Genomic DNA, 14,139 nt, shown 5'->3' with positions numbered 1-14,139 from the left:
AGTTGATTGGCGACATTTGATTTACGGCTCGGCGATGGCGCACAGACCCAGTTCGACGCGTTTTATCGCTTCGTCGGTCAAGCGGTGCATGAGCGTCGTCTCCGCGAATGCGCGCTCCTGATTGATCGTCTCGGTCTGGCTGAGATAGTCAGCACCCTTCAGACTCGAGGCTTTCTCGAAAACCGCACTCAAGCGCGTCTGGAACGGTGCATTGAGCGCCGAGAAATCTTTGGGGGAATGCGCCTTCAAGTAGTCCGCCCAAAAATATTGCCTGGCCAGAGAGGTGCGCAACGCGGGCGAAAGCTCAGCGGCGATGATCCGGGTTTTCGCCGCCGCAAGATCCGCAGACTTGACGTTGCCCAGCGCGGCATAACGCATGTATCGGGGCTGACCCGGCAACTGCAGCGCGTCCGCCAGCCCGGTCCGGTAAGCGAGGTTGATCTCCAGCGGGTCCATGGTTGGATGGCTGACCTTATGTTCCTGGGCAATCGCGTCCAACTGCTCCATTCGAAACAATATGCGCCCCAGCTTCAACAAGGGTTCAGCCGATGTAGCGGCGTTGGCGGACTGGCGCACGACTTTGTCCACCTCAACTGCCACCTCCAGATTGCTGAAGTTGATGGCCGCCGTGTCCGTGCAATTGATCGGGTTGGCCGCCTGATTGAGCACTTGATCGCGCAGCACCGCGTCGCCGTATGCCGCCTCCAGCACTGACCAGACCCGGCGATTCATGTCCTCTCGAACATGTTCACTGTCGGCGGTATTGCCCAGTTCGGCGAGCAACTGGAACAGCCCTTCGGACTGCGGATCATCCCTGAATGCATTCCAGATCTCGCCGCGCCGGGTGTAAGTGACGACGGTTTCATCGGGCAGCCACAGAGCCTTGGCGCCGCGCTCGGTCATGCGCCCGATATCATCATCGAAGTAACCCATGCCGACCCCGGTGTTATCGCAATAGGTCCGCAGCTTGAGGCGGCTGGCGTCGTCCAGCGTGTTGGTTCTCAGGTTGATGGTTTTGCTGAAACGCGTGGGGACCTCGAACAGCCAGTCGGGCAGCGTTTTGATGTTGTTCTCGCGCAAGTCGACAAAGCTTAGATTGGGCAATCGGATCAGGCCTTTGGGCAGTTCTGTCGCGCCGGTTTCGCGCAACCCCAGCACGCGCAAATCGAACATGTTGCTGACATCGGGTGTAGCGCCGAGGCGGTTCTTGCTCAAATTCAGCGCTTCGAGCGAGCGCATTGCTGCCAGTTTGGCCAATGACGCTTCGGACAAACTCAAGCGGTTGTTGGCCAGGCTCACGCGTACCAGTTTCGGCATCAGCGCCAACTCGTCAGGCAGCCTGGTTATCTTGTTGGCGTCCAGCTCCAATGATTCAAGCGATTTGAACGACTTGAGGAATTGGCCGATCTCGTCGCCCTGCTCCATGGCTCTGAGTGACAGACGTTGCACATGCCCGAAATCAATCTCCGTCGGCAACGTCGGCAATTGGCCGACGCGCATACCGTCCAGACTCAGCCCGGGAACGCCACGGCCACGCTCGTCGCGCAGCAGCGACAACTGGCGCCAACTGTTCTCGATCGCATCGGCCACTTGTCGACGGCTTTGCCGGTACTCATTGAGGGCGCCGGGCAACTTGCGCATCTCGGCGTCATCGTTGCGCCAGGTCTTGAGTAACCCGCGCAGCGTCTCCAGTTGGCCCTGGCGCTGCTTGATCGCAATGGACCGCGTCAGGTGATCGGTGCCCAGGCTGTCGAGCAGCGTTTTGACCTGGGCGTCGGTCATCAGCGGATAAAGCTTTTTGACTTTACGCATCAACGCCCGCGGATAGCTCGATGCCAGTGCCGACGGATGCGCTTGAACACACGACAGCGGCGCCGCAGCCTCCGCCAGTGGTTCTCCCGCCAACAGACGCGAAGCTGTTGGGCGGTCGTTCAACGCCTGGGACAGCAACTTGCCGCGCAACACCTTGGCTTGTTCCGCCAATGGAATGCCCAACCCGATTGCCTCACGTTGCGCAGGATCGAGGGCTTCGACGATGGTTTGATACAAAGCATCCGGGCCTTTGTTGGCGGCCGCCAGTGGCTTCGCATCGCTGCCAAAAGCCTGATAGCCGGACGCCGATTTGACCAGAGTGACTTTCGCAGCGCTGTTGGGATGACCCACACCTTGCACGAATTCGCCGGTAAGCGTGCCTTCGCGTATTTCCAGTAACAGTTCGCGGTCCCAGCCGCTCAAGCGCCCTAGTAACGCAAGCGCCAGTCTGGCCGAATCATTACTGGCGATTTGCGGCAGATAAACACCGCTGATGGCCCTGTCCAATCGCACATCTGCCAGCGCATTGCGGGCGTTTTCGGCGATGCCCATGGGCACCCGCCGGGTGGCGCGAAGACGCAGACGCTCGACGCTGCTTGCCTGATCAAGCACTTCCTGCGTTATCTCGACCGGGAGTTGGGCGAACGATTTCCGGACCAGTTCCACGTCACTTCCAGCGCTGACGTTCTGCAGCTCATACAGGCGATTGAACAGCGGCAAGCGATCCTGCTTCAACGCGCTGGCGAGTTGTTTCGCCAATGCATCCGTTTGCTTCTCGGCGCTGGCGTTGGCGCCGATCAAGCCGTCAACCTCGCGCTGAGGCAAGCTGGCCACGACCGTCTCGAACAAGTGCCCTTGCGCCAGATCCAGTTCGGTGACTTCAATGGCCAATTCTTCATCCGTGCCAAGCGAGCCCTTTGGGTAAACCGCGGTGACTTCCTGCTCGCTCCCCAGCACTTTTATATAGCGGCCGCTCGGCCAGCCGGGCATCGATGGCAAAGCATTCAGATGTTCCGGCACATGGATCGCAGTGTGCGGATCACCGTTCTCCAGCGCCGCAATACAGCTACTTATGCGCTGGTCCAGATGAAAACGTTCAATGGTGTCTTTCAACCGGGCATTCAATACCAGGCCTTCGTCGTTGAGGTAGTGCAGGTCGGAAATGGAAGTCCCGGTGACGTTGCGAATTTCTTCCACCCGCGAGTTTTGCAACGCCGCCAGACGCGAATCCAGACGTTTGAGCGCATAACTGCCTTCTCGCCATTGATCCGGCTGTTCGAAGGACAACCGCCAGCCGCGCTCGCCGTTGTATTGCAGGGTCGGCGAAAACGCGTTGGCACGCAGCGGGTGGCGCACTCGCCATTGTTTGATAGCGGCGTCGTACCGAATCCGATAGGCGCTGTTATCGATGCGAATGTAAGGTTCGCCCGCGACCTGATAAACCCCCTGCACATCGGCGGTTGCCCCTCGCAGCAGGCTCAACGGGCGCTTGTAGGGGCGCAGGTCGGACTTCCACAGACGCGGTTGTTGCGCGCTGTTGGTCATCGATTCGAACTGGCTGAAAAACTCCGGGTGCTCACGCACGGTTTTCTTGATAAGTGCGCCAGCGACTTTACCGCCAGCGGCAAGAGCGCCCATCAGCGCAATGTTTTCGGTGATGCTCAGCAGGTGCGACAGCGCTTGCTGTTTGTCGCCATTCTCCCAATCCTCAACGCCGTCATACACTTCGCCGAGCAATTGGCCGACGGTTACGCCGATCATCAACTGGCCCAGCACCGGGACAAAAAACGCTGCGATATTGAGCACCGTCAAGCCCATCTCAAGGAAGTTCTGCAGGCGTTTCTCGCGCACTTCCTGATCGACATCCGCCGTTGGCACGGCCAATTCCCGCGCATCGATCTGCATCTTGCCCAACGTGCTCTGAATCAAGAACTGCGATAACGGCACATGAATGGGCAACGCCTTGAACGTCGCCAGATCGCTCGACTGTGCTGCCGCTTTGAAAAACTCGAGTTTGCTGTCTTCCTGGATGCCCTGGGCGAAGTAGGTCTTGTAGCCTCGCACCTTCAGCTTGAGGCCCAGATAGACCTTGAATTCGGCAAAGGTGTTGTATTCATAGAACGGCCGGCCGGGTTCATTGGGCATGTAAACGATGCACCACTCGTCCGGGTAGGTCTCCACCGACCGTTTGGAAAACACCACGACGCCCCATACGCACTCGGCGAACAGCTCCATGCCCTGAATGATCAGCGGCTCGTCGCCATGGGTGATTATCTGGATGCCCTCCTCCGCACTGGTGCCGCTGTTGGTGCCGAGTGCCAGCAGGGTTTTACAGGCGGCCTCGGTAATGTGCTGCTTCATCAACGCCAGGTAGGCATCGACCCTGAGTTTGGTGATCTTCAGCCATTTGAGGTCGTTGACTATCCCGACCGGGGTCGTCGACAGATTGAACACCTCGCTGATGTGTTCCTGATAGCGCTTGCCCAGATCGAGTTCTCGGCACAGCGTGGCAAAAGTCTGCGGGGTGAAATTCGGCAAGCCCTGCGGCGACGAAGCGACATCCAGGGTGCTGCCGACCGGGAAGCCATCCGTGACCGTTTCATCAGCGGTGAAATTCTGCATCGCCGCTTGCAGCAAGCTGTGCCGGACCGAAGGGATCAGCACCTCGCCGTCCACTCCGGTGGGCGTGCCTTCACAGCCACAGTCAAATCCCGGAAGCACCAAGGCATCACTGCGAACGTCGAATATCACCGGCCACCTTTTGTTCAGTGCCGCCGCCAAATGCGTCGCGCAAAAGCTGTCCAGCGGTTGCAGCTTGAGCATCAGCGCTTCGAATTTTTGCTGATACGCCAGCAACTCGCGGGCTTGTGCCTCCAATCCAGCGAGCACTGGCGACGACGCCGTAAGCAGCCAGGTGGGGATGCCTTTGGTCAGGGTCTCGGCAATGTCCAGATCACCGGTGTCATCGAGTAAAACGGTGAGCGTGGCAAGTTGATTGGGCGCTTGGTGCACCGGCGGCGGGGTGTCTGAGGTCAGCATCGGCAATATCCTAATTGCGAGTCGTGAACCCATAACCTAGCGGCTCTGCGCCAGGAACAAAAACGCAAATACAGGACAGGTTCGGTACTGCTTCGAGCAGTTATTCCCATGCGTTCTATATCTATGTACCGCACCTTGCCTGCGCCGTTATGCATGCCGCGCGCAACACCCCAGCCCCGTTACTTATAACCGATCGATCTAAAACTCCCGCGAATCCGCCGGGTCAGTTTCTGAGTACCCGCTGTTTTGACGCGGAATTGACGACCCTCCCCAACGGAAAAACCGGTAAGGACTTTATGTGTGGATTAGCTGGCGAGTTACGCTTTGATCATCAACCTGCGGACCTTGCAGCCGTTGAACGCATCACCCATCACCTGGCCCCGCGCGGCCCTGACGCATGGGGCTTTCACAGCCAAGGGCCGATTGCCCTGGGCCATCGTCGCCTGAAAATCATGGACCTGTCTGACGGCTCGGCGCAGCCGATGATCGACAGCCAACTGGGCTTGTCCCTGGCGTTTAACGGCGCGATTTATAACTTCCCGGAACTGCGCGCCGAACTTGAAGCGCTTGGTTATGCCTTCTATTCCGGCGGCGACACCGAAGTGCTGCTCAAGGGCTACCACGCCTGGGGCGAGGCGATGCTGCCCAAGCTCAACGGCATGTTTGCGTTCGCCATCTGGGAACGCGACGCCAAGCGCCTGTTCATTGCCCGCGACCGTCTCGGCGTGAAGCCGCTGTACCTGTCGCGCACCGGCCAGCGCCTGCGTTTCGCCTCAACACTGCCAGCGTTGCTGAAGGGTGGCGATATCAGCCCGATGCTCGACCCGGTGGCCCTCAACCATTACCTGAATTTTCACGCGGTGGTCCCGGCGCCGCGCACCTTGATCGCCGGCATCGAAAAACTGCCGCCAGCGACCTGGATGCGTATTGAAGCTGATGGCACTACCGAACAGAAAACCTGGTGGACCCTGCCCTACGGCCCTCACGCCGACGAGATGAACCTGACGCTCGAAGACTGGCGTGACCGTGTTCTCGACAGCACCCGCGACGCGGTGGCGATTCGTCAACGTGCGGCCGTCGATGTCGGCGTGTTGCTCTCCGGCGGCGTCGATTCGAGCATGTTGGTCGGTCTGTTGCGTGAAGTCGGCGTGGAAAACCTCTCGACGTTTTCCATCGGTTTCCAGGATGCCGGCGGCGAGCGCGGCGACGAATTCCAGTATTCGGACCTGATCGCCAAGCATTACGGCACCCAGCATCACCAGTTGCGCATCGACGAAAAAGAAATCATCGAACAACTTCCAGCAGCGTTCCGGGCGATGAGCGAGCCGATGGTCAGCCACGACTGCATCGCCTTCTATCTGCTGTCCCGCGAAGTCGCCAAACATTGCAAAGTGGTGCAGAGCGGCCAGGGCGCCGACGAACTGTTCGCCGGTTATCACTGGTACCCGCAAGTCGATGGCGCGGCCGACCCATACGCCGCGTACCGCGATGCATTTTTCGACCGCAGCTACGAAGACTACGCCGCCACCGTGCAGCCGAAATGGCTGACCGCGAATGACGCTGCAGGCGACTTCGTCAAGGAACACTTCGCCCAACCCGGCGCCGATGCGGCGGTGGACAAAGCGTTGCGTCTGGACAGCACGATCATGCTGGTCGACGACCCGGTCAAACGTGTCGACAACATGACCATGGCTTGGGGCCTGGAAGCACGCACGCCGTTTCTCGACTATCGACTGGTGGAATTGTCGGCGCGTGTGCCGGGCAAATTCAAACTGCCGGACGGCGGCAAACAAGTGCTGAAGGAAGCCGCGCGACTGGTCATCCCGAGCGAAGTGATCGACCGTAAAAAAGGTTACTTCCCGGTGCCCGGCCTCAAGCATTTGCAGGGCGACACGCTGAATTGGGTACGCGAACTGCTGCTCGATCCAAGTCAGGATCGCGGCTTGTTCAACCCGGCCATGCTCGATCGCTTGCTGACCGATCCGCAAGGGCAGTTGACCCCGTTGCGCGGCTCCAAGCTGTGGCAATTGGCGGCGCTGAACCTGTGGCTCAGCGAACAAGGAATCTGATCGATGAAACCCCACGCCACGGCTTATAGCCAACGCTTGTTGCGCGGTCAGACACCTTCTTACGAACGATTGCAGGCACGCCTGGCCGAGGATGGCAGCGAGCTCAACGCGGCGCCGATTGCGGTGCATTGCGGTTGGGGCCGATTGCTGATCGGGCACACGTTTCCCGACCCGGCGAGCATCGCCCGTGAGTTGCTCAACGAGCAGCCCGGCGAGCGCGACATTGCTTTGTATGTGGCGGCGCCCCAGCAAGTGTTGGGGCTGGAACCGGCGCAGTTGTTTCTTGATCCTTCGGACACCTTGCGTCTGTGGTTCAGCGACTATCGCCAGTCGACTCGAGTGTTTCGCGGTTTTCGCATTCGCCGCGCTCAAAGCGAGGCGGATTGGCAGGCGATCAACCTGCTGTATCAGGCGCGCGGCATGTTGCCGATCGACCCGACATTACTCACCCCGCGTCATCAGGGCGGCCCGGTGTATTGGCTGGCCGAGGACGAGGACAGCGGCGCGATTATCGGCAGCGTCATGGGCCTCAACCATCACAAGGCCTATAACGATCCGGAAAACGGCAGCAGCCTTTGGTGCCTGGCGGTGGACCCGCATTGCTCGCGCCCTGGCGTCGGCGAAGTGCTGGTGCGGCACTTGGTCGAGCACTTCATGAGCCGCGGATTGAGTTACCTCGACCTGTCGGTGTTGCACGATAACCGTCAGGCAAAAAGCCTGTACGCCAAGCTCGGTTTTCGCAACCTCTCGACCTTCGCGATCAAGCGCAAGAACGGCATTAATCAGCCGTTGTTCCTTGGCCCGGGGCCGGAGGCGGAATTCAATCCTTACGCGCGGATCATCGTCGAGGAAGCGCATCGGCGCGGTATCGACGTGCAGGTCGATGACGCCGACGCCGGGATGTTCACCCTCAGCCACGGTGGCCGCCGAGTGCGTTGCCGCGAATCGTTGAGCGATCTGACCAGCGCCATCAGCATGAGCCTGTGTCAGGACAAAAGCCTGACGCACAAAGTGCTGAAAGCTGCCGGACTGAATCTGCCGTCGCAGCAATTGGCCGGCAATGGCGATGACAATCTGGCGTTTCTCGATGAACACGAACGTGTTGTGGTGAAACCGCTGGATGGCGAGCAGGGCCACGGCGTAGCGGTGGATTTGCGGACTATCGATGACGTGCAGCAAGCCATCGAAACGGCGCGCCAGTTCGATTCGCGGGTGTTGCTCGAAAGCTTCCACGAAGGCCTCGATCTGCGCATCGTGGTGATTGGTTTTGAAGTGGTTGCGGCGGCGATTCGGCGTCCGGCCGAGGTGGTCGGCGACGGCCAGCATTCGGTCCGCGCGTTGATTGAAGCGCAGAGCCGCCGACGTCAGGCTGCCACCAGCGGTGAAAGCAAGATTCCGCTGGACCACGAAACCGAGCGCACCTTGCAGGCTGCCGGGTACGACTACGACAGTATTCTGCCGGCCGGTGAGCACCTTTTCGTACGGCGCACGGCGAATCTTCATACCGGCGGCGTGCTGGAGGATGTCACGGCGATTCTGCACCCGACGTTGGTGGATGCTGCCGTGCGCGCGGCGCGAGCGCTGGATATCCCGATGGTCGGGCTCGACTTGATGGTGCCCGCGGCGGACCAGCCGGAGTACGTGTTTATTGAAGCCAATGAGCGCGCCGGCCTGGCCAACCATGAACCGCAACCGACGGCGGAGAAGTTTGTCGATTTGTTGTTTCCGCACAGTCAGCCGGCTGTTTCCTAGTTCTCTGGCGTTTGGGCGGGCCTCTTCGCGGGCAAGCCTCGCTCCCACATTGGAACGCGTACAACCTGTGGGAGCGAGCTTGCTCGCGATGGTGGCCTGACTGGCGCTACACATTCCCTTCATCGAAACCATCGATGTACGTAACTCATCAGGAGTTTCCATGACCAGCAAAATTCCCGAACCGGATCTCAACTACCTGCAAAAAGTCCTGCTGGAGATGCTCGCTATCCCCAGCCCGACCGGGTTTACCGACACCATCGTGCGCTACGTCGCCGAGCGGCTTGAAGAGCTGGGTGTGCCGTTCGAAATGACTCGGCGCGGGACGATCCGCGCCACCCTCAAAGGTAAGAAAAGCAGCCCCGACCGCGCAGTTTCCGCGCACTTGGACACCATCGGTGCCGCCGTGCGCGCAGTCAAAGACAACGGGCGCCTGACCCTGGCGCCGGTCGGTTGCTGGTCCAGCCGTTTTGCCGAGGGCAGCCGCGTCAGCCTGTTCACCGATAACGGCGTGATTCGTGGCAGCGTGTTGCCGCTGATGGCCTCCGGGCACGCGTTCAATACTGCCGTGGATGAAATGCCGATCAGTTGGGACCACGTCGAGTTGCGCCTCGACGCCTACTGCGCGACCCGCGCCGATTGCGATTCGCTGGGGATCAGCGTCGGCGATTTTGTCGCGTTCGATCCGCTGCCGGAGTTCACCGAAAGCGGCCACATCAGCGCCCGTCACCTCGACGACAAGGCCGGTGTCGCGGCGCTGCTGGCGGCGATGAAAGCGATCATCGACAGCGGCGAAGAGCTGATGATCGACTGCCATCCGTTGTTCACCATCACCGAGGAAACCGGCAGCGGCGCGGCGGCGGCGTTGCCGTGGGACGTCAGCGAATTTGTCGGCATCGACATCGCGCCCGTGGCGCCGGGGCAGCATTCCAGCGAACACGCGGTGAGCGTGGCGATGCAGGATTCCGGCGGGCCGTATGACTATCACCTGTCGCGGCATCTGCTGCGCCTGGCCAGTGAAAACGAACTGCCGGTGCGCCGCGACCTGTTCCGTTATTACTTCAGCGATGCGCATTCGGCAGTGACTGCCGGGCATGACATCCGCACCGCGCTGCTGGCGTTTGGCTGCGACGCCACTCACGGATATGAGCGCACGCACATCGACAGTTTGGCGGCGCTCAGTCGTTTGCTCGGCGCGTACATTTTGAGCCCGCCGGTATTTGCCAGCGATGCGCAACCGGCCAAGGGTTCGCTGGACCGCTTCAGTCACCAGATCGAACACGACACGCAGATGGAAAGCGATACGCGCGTGCCGTCGGTGGACAGTCTGGTGGGGCAGCGCAACGATAGTTGAGTGATGTGTTGTCAGTGAGATTGCCTTCGCGGGCAAGCCTCGCTCCTACAAGGAACGCAAAACCTGTAGGAGCGAGGCTTGCTCGCGAAGGCGTCAAACCAGACAACACAGCATCCACTGACTAGCCGCAAATCCGCATTCGCCGTAGCATCGCGACATTGTTTTTACCGAGGTGCCTATGCTGATCCCCTACGACCAACTTGAAGTCGACACCCTCACCCGCCTGATCGAAGACTTCGTCACCCGCGACGGCACCGACAATGGCGATGACACGCCGCTGGAAACCCGCGTGTTACGTGTGCGCCAGGCGTTGACCAAAGGTCAGGCGCTGATCGTTTTCGACCCCGACAGCGAGCAATGCCAATTGATGCTCAAGCACGACGTGCCCAAGCACCTGTTCGACTGAAGCACTCAACGCGCCTTGTTTTTCGCCGCTTTGGCCTGAATACGTTCGTACACTTCCGCGCGATGCACATTGACGTTCTGCGGCGCTTCGATACCGAAGCGCACATGGCCGCCATTGACCGCGAGAATGCGCACGGAAATATCGTCACCGATGGAAATCAACTCACCTACAACACGACTGAGAACAAGCATGGCCTTCGTCCTTTAAGGGTTACTGGACTTTGAAGATGCCCGCCGCGTGCTCGCGGTTCAATGCGCCGCCAGATAATCAGTCATGCCCTACAGCGCGCAATGAACGCGCCTACAGACTTCTCTTACAAAATGCTGGATTGCCGCGCTAATCCCTCAGGACGCCGAGAATTTCGGGCCAAACAGAATGATGCTCGCGCCGATCACGCACAGCGCCACGCCGAGCCAGTCCGAGCCGAGCGGCCGCACGCGCTCGACCACCGCCAGCCAGCCAATCGAAGCAATGATGTAAATGCCGCCGTAAGCGGCATAAGCGCGGCCGGCGTAAGTGGATTCGATGCGCGTCAGCAGCAGCGCGAACAGGGTCAGGCTGAGCAGCGCCGGGATCACCCACCAGGCACTTTTGCCTTGGCGCAGCCACATCCAGAATGCAAAGCAACCGGCGATTTCGAACAGCGCGGCGAGGAAAAACCACAGGTAATTGAGCATGCAGGCGTCTCGTGAGGATGACCGTTGGCGGCCACCCTAACGAGGCTGTTGCCGACGGGCAAGGTCAGCCTGCGGTTTGCCGGGCCTTGGCGCGCATTTTATCGGCCATGACGGTCATTTCGTTGTAGAGCAATTGCGGGTTCTTCTGCTTGATTGCCCACGCCATGCGCCCTTGTTCGTGGGGCAGGATCATGAATTCGCCGGCAGCGACCTGGGTGTAGATGTAGTCGGCAATGTCAGTGGCGGTGATCGGCGAACTTTCCAGCAACTTGCCAACCTGGGCTTTCATCGCCGGGGTCGGGCCACGGAAAGAATCCAGCAAGTTGGTCTGGAAGAACGACGGACACACTACGTGCACCCCGACTTCCTGTTGCGCCAGTTCGATCAGCAGGCTTTCGGACAATGCCACGACCCCCGCCTTGGCGACGTTGTAGTTGCTCATCGCCGGACCTTGCATCAGCGCCGCCATCGAGGCGATGTTGATGATCTTGCCTTTGCTTTTTTCCAGCAGCGGCAGGAACGCTTTGCAACCCTTGACCACGCCCATCAGGTTGATTGCGATCTGCCAGTCCCAGTCTTCCAGCGACAGTTCGCTGAAGAACCCGCCCGACGCCACGCCGGCATTGTTGACGATGATGTCGATGCCGCCGAGTTTCTCTTCGCAGGCCTGGGCGAACGCGGTCAGTTGGCTGTAATCGCGCACGTCGCAACGTTGCACGAAGCCGTCACCACCGGCCTCGCGCACCAGCTTCAGGGTTTCCTGAAGCCCCGGTTCGCTGACATCCGACAAGGCCAGTTGCCAGCCTTCGCGGGCCCAGCGCAGCGCGATTTCGCGACCCAGGCCCGAGCCTGCGCCAGTGATCATCATGCGATTTTGCATAGCAAACAGCCTTGTTGTTCTGGGGAAGATGCGCCGAGTGTAGCGAAGGACCGTGGCCGACCCACGCTCCATCAGATTGCTGAATGGTCCGCGCAAACCGTGGCGCGGATCGCGATTGCGTAACGGCCTTCGCGGGCAAGCCTTGCTCCCACTAAATCAACTAGCGCGCTGCATAAACGAAATAACCCATGAATCTAAAAAAGATTAAAAAACATGGAATTTTCTTTCAGGCGCATGAGTCGGAGTTTGTAAGCAGTTCGGATTAATTGCATTCCGGCTGACCGTTACAACGTTAGGTCAATCCAGAACACTTCGAACAAGGAAATAGACATGGGCACAATTCTTATCGTAATCCTGATCCTGTTGCTGATCGGTGGTTTGCCAGTGTTCCCGCACTCAAGAAGTTGGGGTTACGGTCCATCGGGTATCCTCGGCGTAGTGTTGGTGGTGCTGTTGATCCTGCTCTTGCTCGGCAAGATATAAAGCGTCAACCCCGACCCAAAAAAAGAGGCCCTTGAAAAAGGGCCTCTTTTTTATTGCGTCACCGTTTAGTCCGGTTTGCCGTTAACCACACCAGCGGTGTTGTCGATCAGGCTCTTGGTCGCGGTTTGCAGGAACGACTCGAGTTTCTGCTTGAGTGCCGCTTCGTCCGGCGCATCGGGAATCACCGCGCCTTTCGGATTGGCGCCCAACTCGTAGCTGTACAACTTCGGCGGCATTTCCTTGGGCAATACCAGCACCCGATCGGCCGTCAGCAACGCCACGGTCTGATCACTGCCCGAAGGCTTGATCACGCCGAAACCCTTGTCGCCTTCCGGCAGGTTCAGCAGGTCACGGCCCCAGCATTGATGAATCACGTCGCCGCCGATGCGACCCATGATGGTCGGCACCACGTCGATCTGCGTGCCCACCGTGTGGTCACGCTCACCGAACTTCTGCTGCACGCCCGGCCCGATCAACAGCATCGGAACGTTGAAGCGGCCGAGGTCCATTTCAGTGATTTGCTCTTCGTTGCCGAAGCCATGGTCGCCCACTACGACGAACAGGGTTTCGTTGAAGTAAGGCTCTTTACGCGCCTTCTCGAAGAACTGACCCAGCGCCCAGTCGGAGTAACGCATAGCGGTCAAGTGTTCGTTCATGCTGCCACGGTCGGTCACACGCTCGACCGGCAACGGCGTCGGCAAGGCGTATGGCGTGTGGTTGGACAGGGTTTGCAGCAAGGCATAAAACGGTTTTTTGTCCTTGCCATCGCGCGCTTTCAATTCTTCGAGGCCACGGTTGAACATGTCCTGGTCGGACACGCCCCACGTCGGATCGGAGAACACCGGATCCACAAAGTCGTTGCGGCCGATGAAGTTGGTCATGCCCTGGTTGCTGAAGAAGCCCGACTGGTTGTCCCAGGCGAAGTCGCCGTTATAGACATACACGTCGTCATAATCACGCGCGCTGAGCAGTTGCGGCAGGCCGGACAACTTGTGGCTGCCTTCCGGGGTTTGCATCAGGTATTCGAAACCCGGCAAGTTGGGGAAACAGGCCATCGTCGCAAACATGCCCTGGTGGGTGTGCGTGCCGTTGGAGAAGAAGCGGTCGAACAACAAGCCTTCCTTGCTCAACTTGTCGAATGCCGGAGTGATGTTGCCCGGACGCCCCAAAGCGCCCACCGAGTGACCGGCGAAGCTTTCCATCAGGATCACTACGACGTTCTTGATCGGCAACGTCTTGTCGGCGTTCGGCGTGAAGTTGCGGCGCACGGCGGCGATGTCTTCATCGACCAGTTTGTCGCTCGGGGTCAGCAACATGTCACGCACGGTCTGTTGGGCCAGCGGTTGTGGCAGCGTGGCTTTCCAGATGTTGTCGCGATCTTCGGACATCCGCGACTTCGCCGCAGCGATCAGCGACAGCGTGCCGTTGAGGCCCAGTTGGTTGGCGAAGTTGGAATCGGTGGTGTAAACGTCACCCCAACGCATTGGCGGGCCCTGACGCAGCGTGCCGCGCGCGGCGACCACGCAGATCAGCAGGCAAACCACGAAGACCCCGACGCGCGCGTACAACGGCGCAATCTGCCGCGTGCCGACGCTGCCACCGCTGAACGGACCGCGCGGCCGAGTGGCGCGGTCGGCGCCCTTGAACGCGAGGGTCAGCAGCAACGTGCC

General features: G+C 59.7%; 10 protein-coding genes. 5 read left to right on the top strand and 5 right to left on the bottom strand.

What is annotated here, in order from left to right:
* Positions 1–21: 21 nt before the first annotated feature.
* On the bottom strand, positions 22–4,851 hold the full coding sequence (locus tag BI292_RS16435) for an NEL-type E3 ubiquitin ligase domain-containing protein (protein WP_157831269.1): 4,830 nt from the start codon (positions 4,849–4,851) through the stop codon (positions 22–24).
* A 296-nt stretch (positions 4,852–5,147) separates the two neighbouring features.
* On the opposite strand from BI292_RS16435, the gene BI292_RS16430 reads away from it, so the two are divergent.
* From BI292_RS16430 to BI292_RS16415, 4 genes are all read left to right on the top strand, one after another.
* Positions 5,148–6,920: an N-acetylglutaminylglutamine amidotransferase gene (locus tag BI292_RS16430; RefSeq protein WP_101208476.1), complete on the top strand. Its 1,773-nt coding sequence runs from the start codon at positions 5,148–5,150 to the stop codon at positions 6,918–6,920.
* Positions 6,921–6,923: 3 nt separating this feature from the next.
* Positions 6,924–8,672, top strand: coding sequence for an N-acetylglutaminylglutamine synthetase (ngg, locus tag BI292_RS16425; protein ID WP_092279358.1), 1,749 nt, complete (start codon positions 6,924–6,926; stop codon positions 8,670–8,672).
* A 160-nt stretch (positions 8,673–8,832) separates the two neighbouring features.
* Positions 8,833–10,023, top strand: a complete 1,191-nt coding sequence (locus BI292_RS16420) for an osmoprotectant NAGGN system M42 family peptidase (protein WP_092279356.1) — start codon at positions 8,833–8,835, stop codon at positions 10,021–10,023.
* A gap of 178 nt (positions 10,024–10,201) precedes the next feature.
* Positions 10,202–10,429 (top strand): YheU family protein, encoded by a 228-nt coding sequence (locus BI292_RS16415; protein WP_010461751.1) that lies wholly within the window; start codon positions 10,202–10,204, stop codon positions 10,427–10,429.
* 5 nt (positions 10,430–10,434) lie between these two features.
* On the opposite strand, the gene csrA is transcribed toward BI292_RS16415, so the two are convergent.
* The 3 genes from csrA to BI292_RS16400 all read right to left on the bottom strand — a co-directional run bounded on the left by csrA (position 10,435) and on the right by BI292_RS16400 (position 11,986).
* Positions 10,435–10,620: a carbon storage regulator CsrA gene (csrA, locus tag BI292_RS16410; protein WP_101208475.1), complete on the bottom strand. Its 186-nt coding sequence runs from the start codon at positions 10,618–10,620 to the stop codon at positions 10,435–10,437.
* Positions 10,621–10,773: 153 nt separating this feature from the next.
* Positions 10,774–11,106, bottom strand: coding sequence for a YnfA family protein (locus tag BI292_RS16405; protein WP_092279352.1), 333 nt, complete (start codon positions 11,104–11,106; stop codon positions 10,774–10,776).
* A gap of 64 nt (positions 11,107–11,170) precedes the next feature.
* On the bottom strand, positions 11,171–11,986 hold the full coding sequence (locus BI292_RS16400; protein ID WP_092279350.1) for an SDR family oxidoreductase: 816 nt from the start codon (positions 11,984–11,986) through the stop codon (positions 11,171–11,173).
* A gap of 324 nt (positions 11,987–12,310) precedes the next feature.
* Between BI292_RS16400 and BI292_RS16395 the strand changes: the two genes are divergently transcribed.
* A complete protein-coding gene (locus BI292_RS16395; protein WP_178076589.1) occupies positions 12,311–12,469 on the top strand; it encodes a DUF3309 family protein in 159 nt (52 codons plus the stop codon).
* Between the two features lie 65 nt (positions 12,470–12,534).
* Here the strand turns inward: BI292_RS16395 and BI292_RS16390 are convergent.
* The coding region (locus BI292_RS16390) for an LTA synthase family protein (protein WP_101208474.1) at positions 12,535–14,139 on the bottom strand (1,605 nt) is incomplete at its 5' end.

Source organism: Pseudomonas sp. 43NM1 (genome assembly GCF_002836905.1).
GTDB lineage: Bacteria > Pseudomonadota > Gammaproteobacteria > Pseudomonadales > Pseudomonadaceae > Aquipseudomonas > Aquipseudomonas prosekii.
This window is presented reverse-complemented; position numbering and strand designations above follow the sequence as displayed.

Bases quoted from the DNA above. Each gene is read 5' to 3' on its own strand.
- BI292_RS16435 (WP_157831269.1), bottom strand. From the start codon at position 4,851: ATGCTGACCTCAGACACCCCGCCGCCGGTGCACCAAGCGCCCAATCAA.
- BI292_RS16430 (WP_101208476.1), top strand. From the start codon at position 5,148: ATGTGTGGATTAGCTGGCGAGTTACGCTTTGATCATCAACCTGCGGAC.
- ngg (WP_092279358.1), top strand. From the start codon at position 6,924: ATGAAACCCCACGCCACGGCTTATAGCCAACGCTTGTTGCGCGGTCAG.
- BI292_RS16420 (WP_092279356.1), top strand. From the start codon at position 8,833: ATGACCAGCAAAATTCCCGAACCGGATCTCAACTACCTGCAAAAAGTC.
- BI292_RS16415 (WP_010461751.1), top strand. From the start codon at position 10,202: ATGCTGATCCCCTACGACCAACTTGAAGTCGACACCCTCACCCGCCTG.
- csrA (WP_101208475.1), bottom strand. From the start codon at position 10,620: ATGCTTGTTCTCAGTCGTGTTGTAGGTGAGTTGATTTCCATCGGTGAC.
- BI292_RS16405 (WP_092279352.1), bottom strand. From the start codon at position 11,106: ATGCTCAATTACCTGTGGTTTTTCCTCGCCGCGCTGTTCGAAATCGCC.
- BI292_RS16400 (WP_092279350.1), bottom strand. From the start codon at position 11,986: ATGCAAAATCGCATGATGATCACTGGCGCAGGCTCGGGCCTGGGTCGC.